General features: G+C 51.8%; 14 protein-coding genes and 2 pseudogenes. 9 read left to right on the top strand and 7 right to left on the bottom strand.

The annotated features are described in order from the left end of the window. The first annotated feature begins 1,873 nt into the window (after positions 1–1,873). Together K6R05_RS20895 and K6R05_RS20890 are read left to right on the top strand one after the other, a co-directional pair. Entirely contained in the window at positions 1,874–2,923 is a 1,050-nt protein-coding gene (locus K6R05_RS20895) for an ABC transporter substrate-binding protein (protein ID WP_222925751.1), read from the top strand. Then, entirely contained in the window at positions 2,923–3,609 is a 687-nt protein-coding gene (locus K6R05_RS20890) for a molybdate ABC transporter substrate-binding protein (protein ID WP_222925799.1), read from the top strand. Before K6R05_RS20895 ends, K6R05_RS20890 begins: the two co-directional genes overlap by 1 nt. A 62-nt stretch (positions 3,610–3,671) precedes the next feature. On the opposite strand, the gene K6R05_RS20885 is transcribed toward K6R05_RS20890, so the two are convergent. Then, the gene (locus K6R05_RS20885; RefSeq protein ID WP_161734659.1) at positions 3,672–4,253 is read right to left on the bottom strand and encodes a DJ-1/PfpI family protein; all 582 of its coding nucleotides are present in this window, start codon (positions 4,251–4,253) and stop codon (positions 3,672–3,674) included. A gap of 166 nt (positions 4,254–4,419) precedes the next feature. After that, on the bottom strand, positions 4,420–4,803 hold the full coding sequence (locus K6R05_RS20880) for a cupin domain-containing protein (RefSeq protein WP_161734662.1): 384 nt from the start codon (positions 4,801–4,803) through the stop codon (positions 4,420–4,422). Positions 4,804–5,076: 273 nt separating this feature from the next. On the opposite strand from K6R05_RS20880, the gene K6R05_RS20875 reads away from it, so the two are divergent. Next, positions 5,077–5,874: a MetQ/NlpA family ABC transporter substrate-binding protein gene (locus K6R05_RS20875; RefSeq protein ID WP_161734665.1), complete on the top strand. Its 798-nt coding sequence runs from the start codon at positions 5,077–5,079 to the stop codon at positions 5,872–5,874. A gap of 133 nt (positions 5,875–6,007) precedes the next feature. Here K6R05_RS20875 and K6R05_RS20870 read toward each other — a convergent pair whose 3' ends face one another. Then, positions 6,008–6,715 (bottom strand): phage antirepressor KilAC domain-containing protein, encoded by a 708-nt coding sequence (locus tag K6R05_RS20870; protein ID WP_161734668.1) that lies wholly within the window; start codon positions 6,713–6,715, stop codon positions 6,008–6,010. Positions 6,716–7,105: 390 nt separating this feature from the next. Between K6R05_RS20870 and K6R05_RS20865 the strand changes: the two genes are divergently transcribed. Then, positions 7,106–7,540 carry a 6,7-dimethyl-8-ribityllumazine synthase gene (locus K6R05_RS20865; RefSeq protein ID WP_033735722.1) on the top strand — a complete coding sequence of 145 codons (435 nt, stop codon included), beginning with the start codon at positions 7,106–7,108 and terminating at the stop codon, positions 7,538–7,540. Positions 7,541–7,595: 55 nt separating this feature from the next. Beyond that, the gene (locus K6R05_RS20860; protein ID WP_161734671.1) at positions 7,596–8,069 is read left to right on the top strand and encodes a nuclear transport factor 2 family protein; all 474 of its coding nucleotides are present in this window, start codon (positions 7,596–7,598) and stop codon (positions 8,067–8,069) included. Between the two features lie 43 nt (positions 8,070–8,112). Here the strand turns inward: K6R05_RS20860 and K6R05_RS20855 are convergent, their stop codons facing one another. Beyond that, the gene (locus K6R05_RS20855; RefSeq protein ID WP_222925750.1) at positions 8,113–8,508 is read right to left on the bottom strand and encodes a hypothetical protein; all 396 of its coding nucleotides are present in this window, start codon (positions 8,506–8,508) and stop codon (positions 8,113–8,115) included. 360 nt (positions 8,509–8,868) lie between these two features. On the opposite strand from K6R05_RS20855, the gene K6R05_RS20850 reads away from it, so the two are divergent. The 3 genes from K6R05_RS20850 (at position 8,869) to K6R05_RS20840 (ending at position 11,889) form a co-directional block, all read left to right on the top strand. After that, positions 8,869–9,639: a MerR family transcriptional regulator gene (locus K6R05_RS20850; RefSeq protein ID WP_222925749.1), complete on the top strand. Its 771-nt coding sequence runs from the start codon at positions 8,869–8,871 to the stop codon at positions 9,637–9,639. A gap of 121 nt (positions 9,640–9,760) precedes the next feature. After that, entirely contained in the window at positions 9,761–10,150 is a 390-nt protein-coding gene (locus K6R05_RS20845) for a DUF1090 domain-containing protein (protein ID WP_222925748.1), read from the top strand. Between the two features lie 464 nt (positions 10,151–10,614). Then, complete coding sequence (locus K6R05_RS20840) at positions 10,615–11,889, top strand: Glu/Leu/Phe/Val family dehydrogenase (RefSeq protein WP_222925747.1); 1,275 nt, start codon at positions 10,615–10,617, stop codon at positions 11,887–11,889. Between the two features lie 89 nt (positions 11,890–11,978). On the opposite strand, the pseudogene K6R05_RS20835 reads toward K6R05_RS20840, so the two are convergent. Continuing rightward, positions 11,979–12,497: pseudogene (locus tag K6R05_RS20835) on the bottom strand (ROK family protein); the annotation flags it as partial. Here K6R05_RS20835 and K6R05_RS22255 point away from each other — a divergent pair. After that, a pseudogene (locus K6R05_RS22255) lies at positions 12,495–12,629 on the top strand (ABC transporter); the annotation flags it as partial. The pseudogenes K6R05_RS20835 and K6R05_RS22255 overlap by 3 nt on opposite strands. Positions 12,630–12,795: 166 nt before the next feature. Here the strand turns inward: K6R05_RS22255 and K6R05_RS20830 are convergent. Both K6R05_RS20830 and K6R05_RS20825 read right to left on the bottom strand, forming a co-directional pair. After that, positions 12,796–13,176 (bottom strand): hypothetical protein, encoded by a 381-nt coding sequence (locus tag K6R05_RS20830; protein ID WP_222925746.1) that lies wholly within the window; start codon positions 13,174–13,176, stop codon positions 12,796–12,798. Between the two features lie 901 nt (positions 13,177–14,077). Further along, a complete protein-coding gene (locus K6R05_RS20825) occupies positions 14,078–16,018 on the bottom strand; it encodes a methyl-accepting chemotaxis protein (RefSeq protein ID WP_161736813.1) in 1,941 nt (646 codons plus the stop codon). Between the last annotated feature and the right edge of the window lie 265 nt (positions 16,019–16,283).

Genomic DNA, 16,283 nt, shown 5'->3' with positions numbered 1-16,283 from the left:
CCTGAATGCCGTTTCCCAGGAAGCAGGCGATGCGCAGCGGGGTGGTTATCAGGTATTTCTGCATCGTCCTGTTTATGTGCGTACGGATAGTGTCCGGGATGCTACCATCAGCATCCCGGTAACTTATGGCCTCCCAGCGGTAATCATTCCGCCCGGCCGCTCTTAATGCGTTCCGTGGAACAAGCTGCTTCAGCTCTGATTTGCTCAGCCAGCAGCATTTGCGAAAGTGGGTAATGAAGGCCACTGGATGGAAATGCCACAGCCTGCCGGTGCCGTGTTCACCGGTCTCGAAGCACAGCGCTGAGGCATGACTTTTCAGCCGTTCATAGTCTTCTTCAGACATGGCAGGAACATCGTCAGAGCCGGTTCTGAGCCAGGCATAGCGCTGGTCAAAGGTGGCAGCATTCCACTCCAACGGAAAATGGCAGACCAGACGGCTGCTCAGGTCGCCGAAATGCCCGCTGTCCTGCAATCCAGCGATAAGGGGAGAATTACACTGACTGTTGTTGTCCGTGTCATCGTCCACCATCCGCCACCCTGTCCAGTGCGGGAAGTCGGCATCGCTGAATTTTTTGATGTCAGGGGAAGCCAGATTGACCATGCCCGTTCCACCGGGGAACCTGACGGTACGCCATAACGGGGCATCAGCAGGCGTCAGGGTTTCATGTTCAGTGCTGATGACCCGCCCGAAACGGAGCAATTCGAGCCCGGCAGACGGATTCTGCGGGTACAGACGGCACGCTGTCCGGTACAGATTGTATTCATATTTAAGATATGTTTCGGCAATGGAATTGTCTGCCGGACTGGCATCTGCATTCACCAGCGGCTCCCCCACTGTGTCGAAACGTGCCGCCGTGGTGGTGTTCTGCCTGCGGGTTACCATCGTGCAGTCGCCTTTTTCGAAGGTCATGCTGACGAATAACGGTTCCGTGGTGGTATGAACTGAATTCAGGCGGTCCGTGTCCGGTGAGGCAGCGTCAGTCACCGATTCATAAAAGTGTGTACCGGGCGGCAGATAAAAATGGATATCGCCGTAAAGGGTGTCGGTTCTGCCGTCACGGGTGATATCGAGTTCAGGAGTGATGCGTCCGGTCAGCTTCAGCATGTTCTCGTTGTCACAGAACACCTCAAAGTGAAAGGCATTGGTTTCGCTGACCATACCACTTTGCCCGATACGGTCCTTGCGCCAGACTTTTGCTCCGGCTCTGATTGCCGGGTCCAGCCGGTCCATGAGATGCATGTACAGGGAGTAGTACACGACACGACAGTTTTCACCGATATCGGTCTGATGCTTTAGCAGGACATAACCGTCATCGGTTCTGCCATCATAATGCAGCGGAAAAGTATCACGTTTGTGTGTGGAAGATGGAGAACGAAAAGAAACAACTTCCCCATCCGCAATCGCGCGGACAAACTCAACGCGGTCATAGCCTTCCTCAGTGCGGTCGGTGTGGAGGACGTGCACGCCCCCGTGCCATGATGCGTGCCGGTTGAGCGGGAAATTCCGGTTGATATCCACGGGCATCATTCGGCTGACCCATGATACGTCACTTTCTCCGGCATTCCGCGGGCGAACAAATGGTGGGCTGATTATCATGCAGTTGACTTCCTGTCAGGTCTGAAATCCAAGAGGTCGCAGATTAACGCATTTTTAATTATACAAACGTTGATGACAGACAGGGAAAGCGGCAAATCATCATGATTCGCTCAGGATTTTATTGACCGTGGAGTAGAAAATGTCGAGCTGACGTGAGTCTTATCTGTAACAATTTGGTTTATCCTCGTCCTGCTTTCCCAAAATAATGCCCCAGACCGTGACGCGCATCACTTATCGCTATATAATCCAATGCATAACGATTTTCGAGGATAGTTAATGAAGCGCTTCTGGCAGGTATGCACACTCGGTTTACTGATATTTCTTCCGCTCTCTTCCCACGCCTCACGCCAGATCACCGACCAGATTGGCCGCCAGGTTACGATTCCTGACCACGTTGACCGCGTTGTTGTGCTTCAGCATCAGACGCTGAACCTGCTGGTGCAGATGAACGCCACCGATAAAATCGTCGGGGTGATGGCGAACTGGAAGCAGCAACTCGGCGACGGCTATGCCCGACTGGCCCCTGAGCTGAACCCTATGGCTACGCTTGGCGATCTGACGCACGTTGATCCGGAGAAGCTGGTGGCGCTGCATCCGCAGGTGGTGTTTGTCACCAACTATGCCCCGCATGAGATGATCGACAGTATTACCGCGCTGGGGATCCCTGTCGTGGCTATCTCGCTGCGTCATGGCCTGCCGGGTGAACAGGACAAAATGAATCCGACCCTCACTGATGAGGAAATGGCCTATGACAAAGGTCTGCGCGACGGCATTACGCTGATTGGCGAGATCGTCAATAAACCCGCTGAAGCGAAAGCGCTGATTGAGGCTACCGATCAGGGGCGCAAAATCGTCAGCGACCGGCTGAAAGATATTCCGGCGGAAAAACGTATTCGCGCCTATATGGCAAATCCGGAACTGACTACTTATGGTTCCGGGAAATATACCGGTCTGATGATGCAGCATGCGGGAGCGGTTAACGTTGCTGCGGCGACCGTGAAAGGATTTAAAACTGTGTCGATGGAGCAGGTGATCGCCTGGGATCCGCAGGTGATTTTTGTCCAGGATCGCTATCCTTCTGTCATCAATGAGATCAACAGTTCGCCGCAATGGCAGGCCATTGATGCAGTAAAAAATCATCGCGTTTATCTGATGCCTGACTACGCAAAAGCCTGGGGCTATCCGATGCCGGAAGCGATGGGGATTGGCGAGCTGTGGATGGCAAAAAAACTCTATCCGCAGAAGTTTCAGGATGTCGACATGAGCACGCTGGCTAACCGCTGGTATCAGCATTTTTATCGCACCACTTATCAGGGGCCAGAGTGATGCAGATACTGGCGGCGGGCAGCCTGAAAGGCGTCTGGCCAGCACTAATGGCGTACTTTCCGGCGCCGGTTGACACCCGTTTTGGTCCCGCCGGCCTGCTTCGCGAAAGGATTGAGGCCGGTGAGTCGTGCGACCTCTTTGCTTCAGCCAGTGAGGATCATCCGCAGACGCTGCTGGCTGCCGGACGCGCGCTGGCAGTCATGCCGTTTACCAGCAACCGGCTCTGCATTACGGTGCGCAGCGAATGTCTTCTGCCTGGAGACGACTGGTTCACATTGCTCACCCGTGACTCGCTGCGAATCGCCACGTCCACACCTGGTACCGACCCGTCGGGTGACTATACGCAGGTTCTTTTCTCCCGGATGGGTAATGCCGGTGAAGCGGTGCGCCAGCGCGCCCTCCCACTTGCTGGCGGGCGTGACTCACCAGTAATTCCCACAGGAAGGCTGGCAGCAGAGTGGATTATTCAGGCGGATATGGCGGATCTGTTTATCGGCTATGCCAGCTATCGGACAGCCCTGAGTCGGGCTGCGGGGTTGACGGTTTTGGATATTCCGGCGGCTGTTAATCCTGTTGCACGCTATGCCTGTGCGGTCATCACGCCAGAGGCGCAAAGGCTGGCGACGTTCTTAGGTTCAGAGCAGGCAAAAGGGGTATTACGGGATGCGGGATTTGGTTGTGAATAAAAAGCGTTCTTGCTATGACTTTGCGCCCCGTCAGCCTGACGCTTCGGGGGCGAAAAATCGAATCAGAGCTTAGCGAAATCCACCTTAAGCTTATGACTGATGTGTTCCGCCTGTTCGGTGGCTTTGTCGCCCTCACCTGTCAGAGTAAAAGCGATGGCGAAGGCGAAATCAAACGCCGCGCCCAGATCCTGTCCGCTCAGCAGATTGCCATCTTTCACAACCGATGCATTAACATAAACGCCATCGGTCACACCCTCTGAAGAGGTGCCGGAACTGACATAACGCCGTCCCTTTAAAAGCGCGTGAGGTGCCAGCACTCTGGCCGCTGCGGAACAGATTGGGCAGACCAGACGACCCGCTTCATCATGCCGGCGAATAAAATCGATCACCGCAGCATTCGCTGACAGATTTTTGCTGCCGTCCGGGCCGCCTGGCACAATCACCGCATCAAACAGCCGCTCGCAATTCTCCTCCAGCAGCTCATCAGCCACGACCTTCACCTGATGGTAGCTGGTCACTTCCCGGTAAGGCTGACAAGCCACAGTGGTCACGCGAACGCCAAGCCGTGAAAGAATATCGAGCGTGATAATGGCTTCAGCTTCTTCAAAACCGGGCGCGAGCAGCAGGGCAACGTTCTTATCCATGAAAAATCCTTTTACATTGTGGGTGTGGATGGAGCAAAGAATGTTCATCCTGGTCTGTGCAGGCACACCGTTTACTGATCCGAATCAAATCCGGGCGGGGTTTAGTTCAGGGCTAAAAAGCGGCAGCGGAAACACGGCCGTCATGAGTTATGTCAAAAGCCGCCACCTAAAACTCTTCAGGTTCTCCCGGCAGCGGCTCGGTCAGTTCCTGTCCTTTCACACCGGCATACGTGATCACCAGTTCAGCGGGTTCATCCAGAGTGTAACCACGATGCGCGCTGTTAACCGTTTCATTCAGAGCTTCACCTGCTGTGAACGTGCGCTGTTCGCCGCTCTCTTTATCCTCAACAATCAGGGTGCCGGAAAGAATAAACGCCGCATTCGGCATCGGGTGGGTGTGCCAGGGCAATGACGTATGGGCAGGCAGTGACAGTCGCATCACTGTCAGTTCAGGTTCGCCGGTGGGATAAGCATTAATCACCTCACCGTTCCAGGCCTGGCCGCTGCGCATCACTTCGACTGCGTTAATCTTGTTATCCTGCTTTGACATGGTTAATCCCTGTTGTTAATTAATAGAATGCCAGTAGTGACTGAGCAGTAAGCGTAGAAGAAAATGGCGCTGAGGGTTTCATACGTGATGAACCAGTAAACGATCAGTCCGCCAGTGCAAAAAAATAGCGGGAATGATTGGGCCAGCAGAGTGGGTGGTTAATTAATGTTCGAAATTTGCTTTGCGGTTATAAGATATATTCCGCCGTCAGTACGCAACCTGTGCGTTCTGTATTATCTTTGAAGCCATCTACTATCTGAGGGATTTCTGATAATGAAAGGTTTGTTTACGGCATTACTCGCCAGTTCTGTTTTATTATTATCCGCCTGCTCTAAAGACGACGATAACAAAGTTAAAGTCGCGATTAATACCGGGCCGGATGAAGCAATCTGGCAGGTCGTACAGCAGGTTGCCAAAGATAAATACAAGCTTGATGTCGAAGTCCTTAACTTCAATGATTATGTGCTGCCAAACGAAGCACTGAATAACAAAGAGGTTGATGCCAACGCCTTCCAGAGCCTCCCTTATCTTGAAGACCAGTCGAAAGAGCGCGGCTATAAATTTGCGGTGGTAGGTAAGACTTTCGTGTTCCCGATTGCGGCCTATTCACACAAAATCAAAAACATCAGTGAACTGCCGAATGGCGCTACTGTGACGATCTCTAACGAGGCGACGACACTGGGACGCAGCCTGCTGTTACTTCAGGCGCAGGGTCTGATTAAACTGAAAGACGGTGTGGGTTATTTACCGACCTCGCTGGATATCATCGAAAATCCAAAAAATCTGAAGCTTGTTGAAGTGGACACGCCACAGCTGACCCGCACGTTAGATGATCCGAACGTCTCTTTATCCATCATCAATACCAACTTCTCGGCTCAGGCTGGATTATCAGCGCACCGCGATGGTTTATTTATGGAAAGTGCTTCGTCGCCTTACGTCAATGCACTGGTATCACGTGAAGATAATAAAGACAGCGACAAAATTCAGAAGCTGAAGTCTGCGCTGCAGTCACCGGAAGTCGCGGCGAAAGCGGAAGAAGTCTATAAAGGTGATGCTATTAAAGGCTGGTAAATCGCCCTTAATCGACCCTGAACGATCAAAAAAGGCCGCACTCTGATGCGGCCTTTTTTATATCTGCCCTTTAATCTGCACGTCTGTCGGCACGGTTGCGTACAGGCGACCGTCAGGAAAGCCAGAGGTGAAGTTACGCAGCTGCACCTTTAGGCTGAGCAGAGAGATGCCCTGCCCACAGACTCGCCACCCATTTCACCCCTTTTGAGGTGAAGCGCGCCTGAGAAAAAGCGTGCTGGTTTTCACCGGTGCCGGTATGCAGCGTAAAGTAGCCCGCCTGCATATGGTAGTGTTGCGGCGTCAGGGTTCCTTTGGCGCGGTACATGATGTTGCGCTCCAGCAGGAACTGGCGGAATTCTGGTTCTTTCACTTTCAGCATCTTGCAGAGCTGACGAAAGCCCAGCGAGTCGTCAACTTCCACGAAGCTATCAAAGAACGCCGCCTTGGGAGCCGAAAGGGCCAGTTGCTGCTCAGCTGCCTGACGCTGTTCAAACTGCTCAGCCCATGCGCGAGCCGCTTCAGCCGGGTTAGTGAAGTCAGGCAGATGCGTGGTTTTTTCACGATCCTGCCAGCGGTCCAGCACTTCAGCCGTAAAGCCCGGGGAAAGACGTGCTACAGCCAGCAGAGAGTCACGCTTGCTGAGACGATACTCCTGGCGCACTTCTCCATCCCGCTCATAGTCATTTACTTTGAGTGGCTGAGAAAGACGCTGAGCCGTTTCCAGACTTTTGATTAACCGCTTCACTTCTCCGTGTGTAATGCCGGTCATCTGAGCCAGTTCACGGCTGCTCATTGTGACCGATTGTTCCAGAGATTTGAGGCTTTCAGTCGAAATCATCATGGGTTCACCCCTCGCTAACGCTACCAATACCCGGCGGGCAGTCCATTTATTATACAAACACCTGTTCAAATATCCAGTATTTTATTTAAGCAATAACGTAAATGGAACCGGTTACGCAAATATGGGAGCAGAAAGCGTTTTCCGGTCTGGGAGACGTGTTCAGGACGAGCTATCGATGGCAGGCGTACTTTTTTTCATGCGGCCAGTAAGGCTAATGATGTCATCTGTTATTTACATATAATCACAATGATGGACACAGACTCTTTACATTGCAGTATAGTGAAGGCTCTCAGCAGGTTACTGACCTGCGATGCTCACTATTTTGATTCGGTGTGCTGAGGCTCAGTCTGGCCCGTTACCACTGAATGTTATCTATTACTGGAGTAAGTCATGCAGCCGTTGAAAGTCGCCTTTATCAAAGCTAACTGGCACAGCGAAATTGTTTCTCAGGTTCTGACCGGGTTTGAACAGGAACTGGAAAGTCGCGGAGCCTCATACGAGATTAAAACATGGGATGTTCCTGGCGCTTTTGAAATGCCGCTGCTGGCGCAACGTCTGGCACAGACCGGCAATTACGATGCGATTGTCTGTGCGGCACTGGTGGTGGATGGCGGCATCTATCGCCATGATTTCGTCGCTCAGGCGGTCGTGAGTGGTCTGATGCAGGCGCAGCTGACGACTAACGTGCCCGTCTTCTCCGTGTCACTCACACCACATAATTTCCAGCCATCGGCCGAGTTCATCGATTTCTATACCCAGCACTTTGTTAAAAAAGGTCAGGAAGCGGCACGCGCTGTCTGTCAGATCCACGCGCTCGACCTCTGATTAACCTGTCATGGATGCGGATAACGCATCTGCCCGCGCCGTTGAGGAGAGAAAGTTGAAAAATTCACGCCCGCCCTTACCGCCATTTACACGGCCTGAACAGGCAATGGAAAAAGTACGGCTCGCTGAAGATGGCTGGAACAGTCGCGATGCTGAACGTGTGGCGCTGGCCTATTCCGCAGATAGCCGGTGGCGTAATCGCGATACCTTTCTGACCGGCCGGGCAGAGATTGTCGCGTTCCTGCAGCAAAAATGGCAGCGGGAGCACCAGTATCGGCTGATTAAAGAGCTGTGGAGTTTTGACCAGAACCGGATTGCGGTGCGCTTTGCCTATGAATGGCACGACGAGCAGCTACAGTGGTATCGCTCTTATGGTAACGAGAACTGGGCGTTTGATGAGCAGGGTTTGATGACGCAGCGTTTTGCCAGCATTAACGATCTGAAAATCAGCGAAGAACAGCGGCTGTTTCACTGGCCACAGGGGCGTCGCCCGGATGACCATCCTTCGCTAAGCGAGCTCGGTTTATAACAGCCGTTTCCAGCGGAGAGCGCTGCTCTCCGCCGTTAATAACTCAGCCCTGCTCGCCCTTGTTCTCGACAAAGGTCGCTTTATTGCGGGTGACCGTATAGGCCACTTTTTTGACATCTTCAGGTGACGTGGTCACTTCAACTGGCGCAATAGTGACACGGCCCATACCAAACAGCGTCGGCACATACCCACCGACCTGATGCTTACCCGCCGGCACATGCAGCAGTTTGCTTTCACCATTCGGCAATCTGCCAGCGTCTTTGCCATCTACCGTCAGGAATACACTGGAGCCATCATCCGCACGGGTCTTGATATGCGAGACATCGATCTGTGTCGGACCAGCAGCAAATTCATCTGGTGCTTCGCTGGCGGCATGTTTCGCACAGCCGGTCAGTACAGCAGCAACCGTCATAACGGCGAGAGTAAAACGATAACGCATTGGACACTCTTTCTCCTGATCATCAGAACCAACTATTTTAGCGGTTTGCAGGCCGGATGTAAGGGGGTGTGAAGTCAGCATGCTCTTAAAATGGATAAAACAGCGCTGCTTTTGCGGACTATCTGCGTAAAGAATATTTACTGAATAAATACACAGTCTTTTTATGATGAGTCATCACGCATTTAACCTGCTGATCACCCTGAATTTAACCTGTTCAAAAACCCGAATAAGCGCAGCGTGATTGGTGCTATTTAGCGCTTTTAACAGGCGTTAACGCTGTTAATTAACGATTATAAGGTTCATAGTGGTTGTTCATCCCCGGTTAATTCCGGCGGCCTTTCCCTCAGCAGAGGGCACGATATGCAATTTCATACTACTGATACTGTTTGTGCGATAACCGGCACGCATCCTGCGAATCTGAAGCGCTGGATGAAGCAGGGATTACTGACATCACAGCAGAATGCTGACGAGTGGAGCAATGCTCATCTCAGCGAAATCCACACTCTGGTTGGCCTGACGGCAACCGGTGCAACACTTAATGAGATCAGGCAGGGTCAGCAGGACGCCTCATCGGTTAAGACCTACGGCTGGGCGGCGCGCAAGGGCGACATGCTCTGGCAGCTTGAATTTGGCACACCGTTGTCGCTTTCACGTCAGATGCACGACATGTCCAGTAACTATAGCGGTGATGATTTAATCATTAATTTGCTGCGACCGCTGAGCGTCTGGCTCTATGCCGACCACCGTCAGGGCGCGGCACGACGCCTTGACCGTTTTGAGAAAACCGTTAAGCAGCAGGCGGACAAAGTGATGCGTGTCTCATCGCGCAGTGAATCGTCCGTTCCTCTGTTTCTGGAAGCGGTAAGCGTACTGGATAAAACGGAAATCTGGCTGGAGGCAATTCGTCTGACGGCATTGGGCTTTAATGTCGCGGTTGACTCGCGTGCCACTGGACAGCCTGCCATTAAAACCGCCATTCATCAGCATCATGTGATGTGGTGTGGTGCGGGGATCAGTCAGGTGATGCAGGACTATTATGACCAGCAGAGTCAGGATGGTTTTCCGGTCATGCTCAGTGGACCTGATCGTAATCTGCATTTTTCACAAACCTCCTCTTCCAGCGCTGCCTGATAGCAGGCAGCTTCACTATTCCCCTGCTTTTCCGCGCCAGTAAATAATTTTTTTCGTTAAGAATCTCTTAAGGTGGCTACGTATACTGGAGTCTCAACCCTGACTCATTGACGAGACTACGATGAAAAAGACTTTACTGACCCTGACTCTGTGCCTGTCACCACTCGCTTTCACCGCTGCGCATGCGGCTTCTAATCTGACCGGTTGTGCTGCCAAACAGCAGGAGATTGAGACACAGCTCTCCTTTGCCCGCCAGCACAATAATACCCATCAGGTTGCCGGCCTTGAAAAAGCGCTGCGTGAAGTGGATCAGAACTGCACTGAAGAGAGCCTGTTAAAGCAGCGCCAGGAAAAAGTAGCAGAGAAAAAGTTTAAGGTGCAGGAGCGTGAAGAGGAGCTGGCAGAAGCGAAAGCGGAAGGACGTAGTGCCAGCAAGATTCAGAAGCGCGAAGATAAGCTGGCAGAAGCGCGTGAAGAGCTGAAAGAAGCCGAACAGGCTTTGCGGCAGTAATGCTTCGGGGCCAGCCTTGCGGCGCTGGCCCGCCAATTTTATTTTCCTCGCCTTATCATTCCTGTCTGTTCTAACCAGATGATTAAGCTGCTTATTTTCCGCTCAACCCATTACTTAAGATAATCCTTCGATTACTTATTCTCATGCACTTAATTGGTGCAGCAAAGTCAATGAAGTTAAGATCAATTATTTAACTTTTTGAACGTCCTCAAAGAATTGAAAGATAGCGAGCCCCCCCTTATATGCAGGCTGTACGCACCTGTAGCGCATTATTATTCGTCTTTAAAGGGCATCTCTCAAAATCTATTCACTACACACGCCCCAAAAAGGGGCATGTCTGCACTTTTCCAGGGCGGATACCCCATCTTATTTGTTTCAGAAGTGTTAGATTATGTCCGCGCCATACAATGCGCTCACCATCCACGGCTCCACACAATAAATAACTTCATTAAGAAAGGTTTTTTATGGATAAGTTATCTTATGCGTCTGAAAGCAGCACATCTGCCTGGTCCACCTACTTACAGCAAATCGACCGGGTTGCGCCCTATCTTGGCGATCTTTCACGTTGGATAGATACTTTGCGGCATCCAAAACGCGCACTGATTGTCGACATTCCTCTTCAGATGGATGATGGCTCGATTCGCCATTTTGAAGGCTATCGCGTTCAGCACAACCTTTCACGCGGCCCGGGTAAAGGCGGTATTCGCTATCATCCTGATGTCGATCTTAATGAAGTCATGGCGCTATCTGCATGGATGACGATCAAATGTGCGGCAGTCAACCTGCCCTATGGCGGTGCCAAGGGCGGCATTCGTGTTGATCCTTTCAAACTCTCCGATGGTGAACTTGAGCGGCTGACCCGTCGTTATACCAGCGAGATCGGCATCATTATTGGACCGCAGAAAGATATTCCGGCACCGGACGTCGGCACTAACAGCAAAGTGATGGCGTGGATGATGGATACCTACTCCATGAACCACGGCACCACGATTACCGGTGTGGTGACCGGCAAACCGATTCACCTGGGCGGCTCACTGGGCCGCGAAAAAGCGACCGGCCGTGGGGTGTTTATTACTGGCCGTGAAGTGGCTCGTCGCTCAGGTATTGACATCGAAGGCGCCCGTGTGGCGGTTCAGGGCTTCGGTAACGTCGGCAGCGAAGCGGCACGTCTGTTTGATGAAGCAGGCGCGCGCGTGGTGGTGATTCAGGATCACACTGCAACGATTTATAATTCAGAGGGCATTGATATGGCCGCGCTGAGCGAATGGCAGATCACCCACAAGCAGATTGCCGGTTTCCCTGGTGCGCAGAGCATTGATAAAGAGGCGTTCTGGACCACTGAGATGGATATCCTGATCCCAGCCGCGCTGGAAGGTCAGATTACCCGCGAGCGCGCGGAGATCCTGAGCTGCAAAATCGTGCTGGAAGGCGCAAACGGCCCGACCTATCCGGATGCTGATGACATGCTGGCAACCCGCGGCATTATCGTTGTGCCGGATGTGGTCTGTAATGCCGGCGGCGTGACCGTCAGTTACTTTGAATGGGTTCAGGACATGGCCAGCTTCTTCTGGAGTGAAGATGAGATCAATCGTCGCTCCGATAAGATTATGACCGAAGCGATGGTTCATATCTGGGAGAAGTCAAAGGAGAAGGATTGCTCGCTACGTACTGCGGCTTATATCGTGGCGTGTGAACGGATCCTGATGGCGCGTAAAGATCGCGGTATCTACCCGGGTTAATGCTTAGGGCGCTGTTGCAGGTAACAGCGCCCTTTTCTCGCCTATTTCATTAATACCTGAAACTTCGGGTTAAACTCATCAAAAATCGGTTACGCGGCGGCTCCCAGTGCAGCGGTATCGCTGCCGGTCATGCCCCTCTTCAGCCGCATATCTAACAGGTAACGTCCACGTACCGACTGATAAAGCGGCGGCAAGCGCGCGTCCATCTGTTCCAGCAATGGCGCAGGCATCATCCCGCCAATAATCACTGCCTCTGCATCAAACACCGACTCCAGAATATTGATTGCCTGGCGCAACGGCGTTGTTACGCTCTCTATCCATGCAAGGAAACGCGCAGGTTCAATCTGCAGCAGATCTTCAGGCAGCGCCCGCTTCGGATCGAGACCACAGAATTCATAGGCGGCCTGCAACGAGACATAACGTTCCAGGCAACCCTGATTACCGCAGTAGCAGTCGCGGCCGCCTGGCTCCACCACAATGTGACCAATCTCGCCACCGGTATAAATGTGGCCATCGGTGAAGATGCCGGCACCCAGACCGGTACCGATATAGAGATAGATAAAGGAGTTGAGGTTGAGATGGCGCGCCGTACCGTGAACACGTTCGCCGGTCTGGATAGCGTCTCTGGCGGGGCAATTCTGCTGGATAAAAAGCAGTTCAACGACCTGAGTCCCGCTGACCGGGATATTGTCAGGATGTTTCAGAGCTATGCGCTTTATCCGCATCTGACCGTCGCCGAAATTATTGATTAACACTCCCCCCAACTTCAACAGCAACCAGTCGTCGCTAAAGACGTTTTCAGGGGGGGAACGGGATTGCCCGAATTAATTTTTCCTGAACGGTGGCCGATCTAAATAGTGGACGGCAGAGCCACTGGATGTTATCGCTATTTCTTCGCCAATAACGTCAGCTAAACTTCTTCATCATTTTTTTAAAGAAATGCTCCTCATCTTTAACCTGACAATCAGATATTATTTCTTCAGTAACATTTTTCTCACTAATGTTTTCAACAAGGATCTTAAACCTACGCTTTACTTCTTTACCTGCAGGAGTGCAATCTCCTGAGCTTGCCAGATAAACGGCCGCACTGTATGCCGCATAGCAGTCATCAATGTTGGCCGGATGATCTTTACAACCACTATATACACTATAAGCCAGATCAGCATGACCTTTATAATAATTAATTTCAGGCGTATTTCTTAACTGTGAAAATACACCAGGAAGTAATAGTGCGAAGACCAGACTAAGTGTTACCATTCCCATCAGGACTATATATCTGAACTTCATCGCCTTGCCTTTTTAGTCATTAATGTTAAAAAACCCTTTCTACTGCACGCGCCAGTAAGACTGGTGGTTTGCCAGTGATATTGAAAATAACTCAGTCAATTCGTCATTTCAATACTACACTGTCCCTGGTATTCAACATAGTTGCGTTTCATTTATTAGATAAGGTTGTCTTCTTTCCTGTTATACCTCTTCAGAACAGGCAATTTCCCTTACTTTCCTGGCACAAAAGAATAGTTCTGTGTCCACAAAACAGACAAATTTAGCCAATACGTTGAAGAACCGTGTATTCATTTTCTATGCCCGGCATTCGTTTTATATATAACAGCCGCAGCCAGTAAATATGCCAGAGCAAACTCATGTCTGACCTCAATTCCCGCAGCGTCAACACGAGCGGATATGAGTTCGGCAGACATTTGTCACGACGATTAAAAGGGACATAGAGCATCAATGTAGCAAGACCTTATCGCTTTGACAGCTTAAGTTCCGCTGAAACGTATAGCTCTGCACGCTTTATCGCAACTTGCTGTATTACCCATAAAGTGCAGACAAACTTAAATAATGAAAATACAGAAGTATTAAGCTTCCCGAGAATTGGCTTTTTATGTTTGGGGATTTATCCCCCGATGAATTAATAAACAGGATTAGTTTCAGATATGCAGTATGAATTGGATTTGCTGGCATAAAAGGTGACGCTGGGACCATGTGCTGCTAAATAAGTTTCAGTGTGGCAATGGCCACAAGGACGAAGACGGGCGTACTCTGCTTCACCGGTGGTAGTTAATCACCCTATCAGTGTTAGCGAAAAGGGATGGCGCTCTTATCTCTTTGCGAAGGACGTATGCTATTTGAACCGCCGCCGCTTTATCCAGCAGCGACGGTTTTTCAGGAGTATCAGCCCGCTTTACGCCAGATGAAACTGCTCCACCGTCTGTGACAGTTGCTGCGCCTGATCTTCCAGTGAACTGGCAGCCGCCGACATCTGCTGCACCAGCGCGGCATTCTGCTGGGTAACACCATCCATTTCATTAACCGCTATCGTTACCTGACTGATGCCACGTGCCTGTTCGCTTGACGCTGTAACGATCTCACCGATAATTCCCTGCACTGAATTTACCGCCTGCATCATCTCCTGCATGGTCTTACCGGCATCGTTCACCAGCCGGACGCCACTCTCCACCCGTACGCTCGACTCTTCAATCAGTGCGCCGATCTCTTTCACCGCATTAGCACTGCGCTGGGCCAGATTACGCACTTCTGAGGCGACCACCGCAAAACCGCGACCCTGCTCTCCGGCGCGTGCTGCTTCTACCGCCGCGTTGAGCGCCAGAATATTGGTCTGGAAGGCAATGCTATTGATCATCGTGGTAATGTCGCCAATCTTTTTCGAGCTGTCATCGATCTGCGCCATGGTCTGCACCACTTCGCCTACCAGCGAGGCACCGCGACTGGCAATGTGCGTCGCGTTTTCAGTCAGGCTGGTCGCCTGCTGCGCATTGTCGGCATTCAGGCGGATCGTGGCGCTGATCTGCTCCATGCTGGCTGCGGTCTGCTCCAGCGCGGCGGCCTGTTCTTCGGTGCGTGACGCCAGATTCAGGTTGCCGCTGGCAATTTCGCCCGCGCCCTGTCGTACTGATTCACTGGAATCTTTAATCTGCCCGACAATCTGCCGGAGCTGGCTTTGCATAGTATGAAGCGCAAAGAAGAGGCTGCTGCGATCGCCGTTTTTCACTGCAATTGCGTTATCCAGCTTGCCATCCGCGACGGCCAGCGCAATATTTGCCGCTTCAATCGGCTCGCCGCCAATCGGCCGCAGCACCTTACGACTGAACAGCATGCCGAGTACGGTGCCGACCAGCAGAATACTGACCACCATCAGCAGCAGTGCCCACATCAGTTGCCGGTTGGCAGCAGCCATCACCTGACTGACCGGTGCGACAACGCCGAGATACCAGGGTTTGTCACTGTTACCAATCACCACCGGCTGCCAGGTGACTAATGCGTCTTCGCCCAGCACGGCATCAAAATGCTGTACGACTTTCGTCGTAAAACCATCTTTTTCGCCTTTCCAGGGCTTACCGGCTTCCTCTTTCACGGGTGAGGACACCACATTCCCGCCATTCGAGAGCAATAGCGCATAGCCGCTGCCCTGCCAGGGTTTGATCTGATTCACTTTCTGCTGCAGTGAGGCCAGTGAAATGTCAGAGGTGACGATCGCTTTTAAGGTCCCCTGATCGATAATCGCGGCAGCTACGGAAGTCAGCAATGTCGGCACGCCGTTGTAGGCATAGCTATAAGGTTCGGTAAGCGTATCTTTTTGTGATTTTTGCGGGATCAGATAGTAATCGCCCTGACCCGGTGTCAGATAGGAGAGAAGCGGATGCATCGCGTATTTACCTGATGCGTCACGATCCACAAAAAAGGCATAGCGTCCCTGTGGCGCCTGGCCCGGCTGTGACGCGAACTCCGCATCGCGGCCATCAAACGCATTCTGTTCGAATATCACCGACATCGACAGATAATCAGGGTTGGCGCGCAGCGCATACTCCATGACTTTATCGGCCACTTTACGGTCGGTAATAGCGGCCTGAGGCAACGCGATCAGACTTTGCCCGAGATGACTGGCAACATCACGGGCATGCCCCAGCTCCTGCTGCACCTGAAGCGCACGGCTCTGTGCAATCTGCTGCAGATAGTTTTCTGCGAGCACCTTCTGCTCTTTACCCGACTGCCAGCTGAGGACGCCGATGGTCACGGTAAATCCCAGCATAATTGTCAAACCACCCATGATCAGCATCTGCGCACGGGTACTCATTCTTTTCTTATGTGTTAACTGACTGGCCATAGTGATCCCCTGAAATTTACCTGGCTCAATACCTCCTTGTAGTTATGGTGCTCCTGAGATCATCTATCGGCGGCGTTTTTTTGAACTTTAATGGCCATTTCACCGCCGTGATGGGGGTCTCACAGAGCGTGATTACGGGAAGTTGATCGCAAAGGGATTATGGCGCTGCTAATGAACGGCCTTTTTTTGATCTGCAACAATACTGGTGCCCACCATTACTGTCAGTTTATGTCAACAGTTGCTGTAGCCCCCTTATCGCAGTGGA

The sequence above is a fragment of the Pantoea alfalfae genome (genome assembly GCF_019880205.1).
In the GTDB taxonomy this organism is placed as follows: Bacteria; Pseudomonadota; Gammaproteobacteria; order Enterobacterales; family Enterobacteriaceae; genus Pantoea; species Pantoea alfalfae.
Note: the sequence above shows the minus strand (reverse complement) of the source record. Positions and strands in the feature narration are given on the sequence as shown.

Bases quoted from the DNA above. Each gene is read 5' to 3' on its own strand.
- K6R05_RS20850 (WP_222925749.1), top strand. From the start codon at position 8,869: ATGCAATTTCATACTACTGATACTGTTTGTGCGATAACCGGCACGCAT.
- K6R05_RS20865 (WP_033735722.1), top strand. From the start codon at position 7,106: ATGCAGCCGTTGAAAGTCGCCTTTATCAAAGCTAACTGGCACAGCGAA.
- K6R05_RS20880 (WP_161734662.1), bottom strand. From the start codon at position 4,803: ATGTCAAAGCAGGATAACAAGATTAACGCAGTCGAAGTGATGCGCAGC.
- K6R05_RS20885 (WP_161734659.1), bottom strand. From the start codon at position 4,253: ATGGATAAGAACGTTGCCCTGCTGCTCGCGCCCGGTTTTGAAGAAGCT.
- K6R05_RS20825 (WP_161736813.1), bottom strand. From the start codon at position 16,018: ATGGCCAGTCAGTTAACACATAAGAAAAGAATGAGTACCCGTGCGCAG.
- K6R05_RS20870 (WP_161734668.1), bottom strand. From the start codon at position 6,715: ATGATGATTTCGACTGAAAGCCTCAAATCTCTGGAACAATCGGTCACA.
- K6R05_RS20890 (WP_222925799.1), top strand. From the start codon at position 2,923: ATGCAGATACTGGCGGCGGGCAGCCTGAAAGGCGTCTGGCCAGCACTA.
- K6R05_RS20875 (WP_161734665.1), top strand. From the start codon at position 5,077: ATGAAAGGTTTGTTTACGGCATTACTCGCCAGTTCTGTTTTATTATTA.
- K6R05_RS20855 (WP_222925750.1), bottom strand. From the start codon at position 8,508: ATGCGTTATCGTTTTACTCTCGCCGTTATGACGGTTGCTGCTGTACTG.
- K6R05_RS20840 (WP_222925747.1), top strand. From the start codon at position 10,615: ATGGATAAGTTATCTTATGCGTCTGAAAGCAGCACATCTGCCTGGTCC.
- K6R05_RS20895 (WP_222925751.1), top strand. From the start codon at position 1,874: ATGAAGCGCTTCTGGCAGGTATGCACACTCGGTTTACTGATATTTCTT.
- K6R05_RS20845 (WP_222925748.1), top strand. From the start codon at position 9,761: ATGAAAAAGACTTTACTGACCCTGACTCTGTGCCTGTCACCACTCGCT.
- K6R05_RS20830 (WP_222925746.1), bottom strand. From the start codon at position 13,176: ATGAAGTTCAGATATATAGTCCTGATGGGAATGGTAACACTTAGTCTG.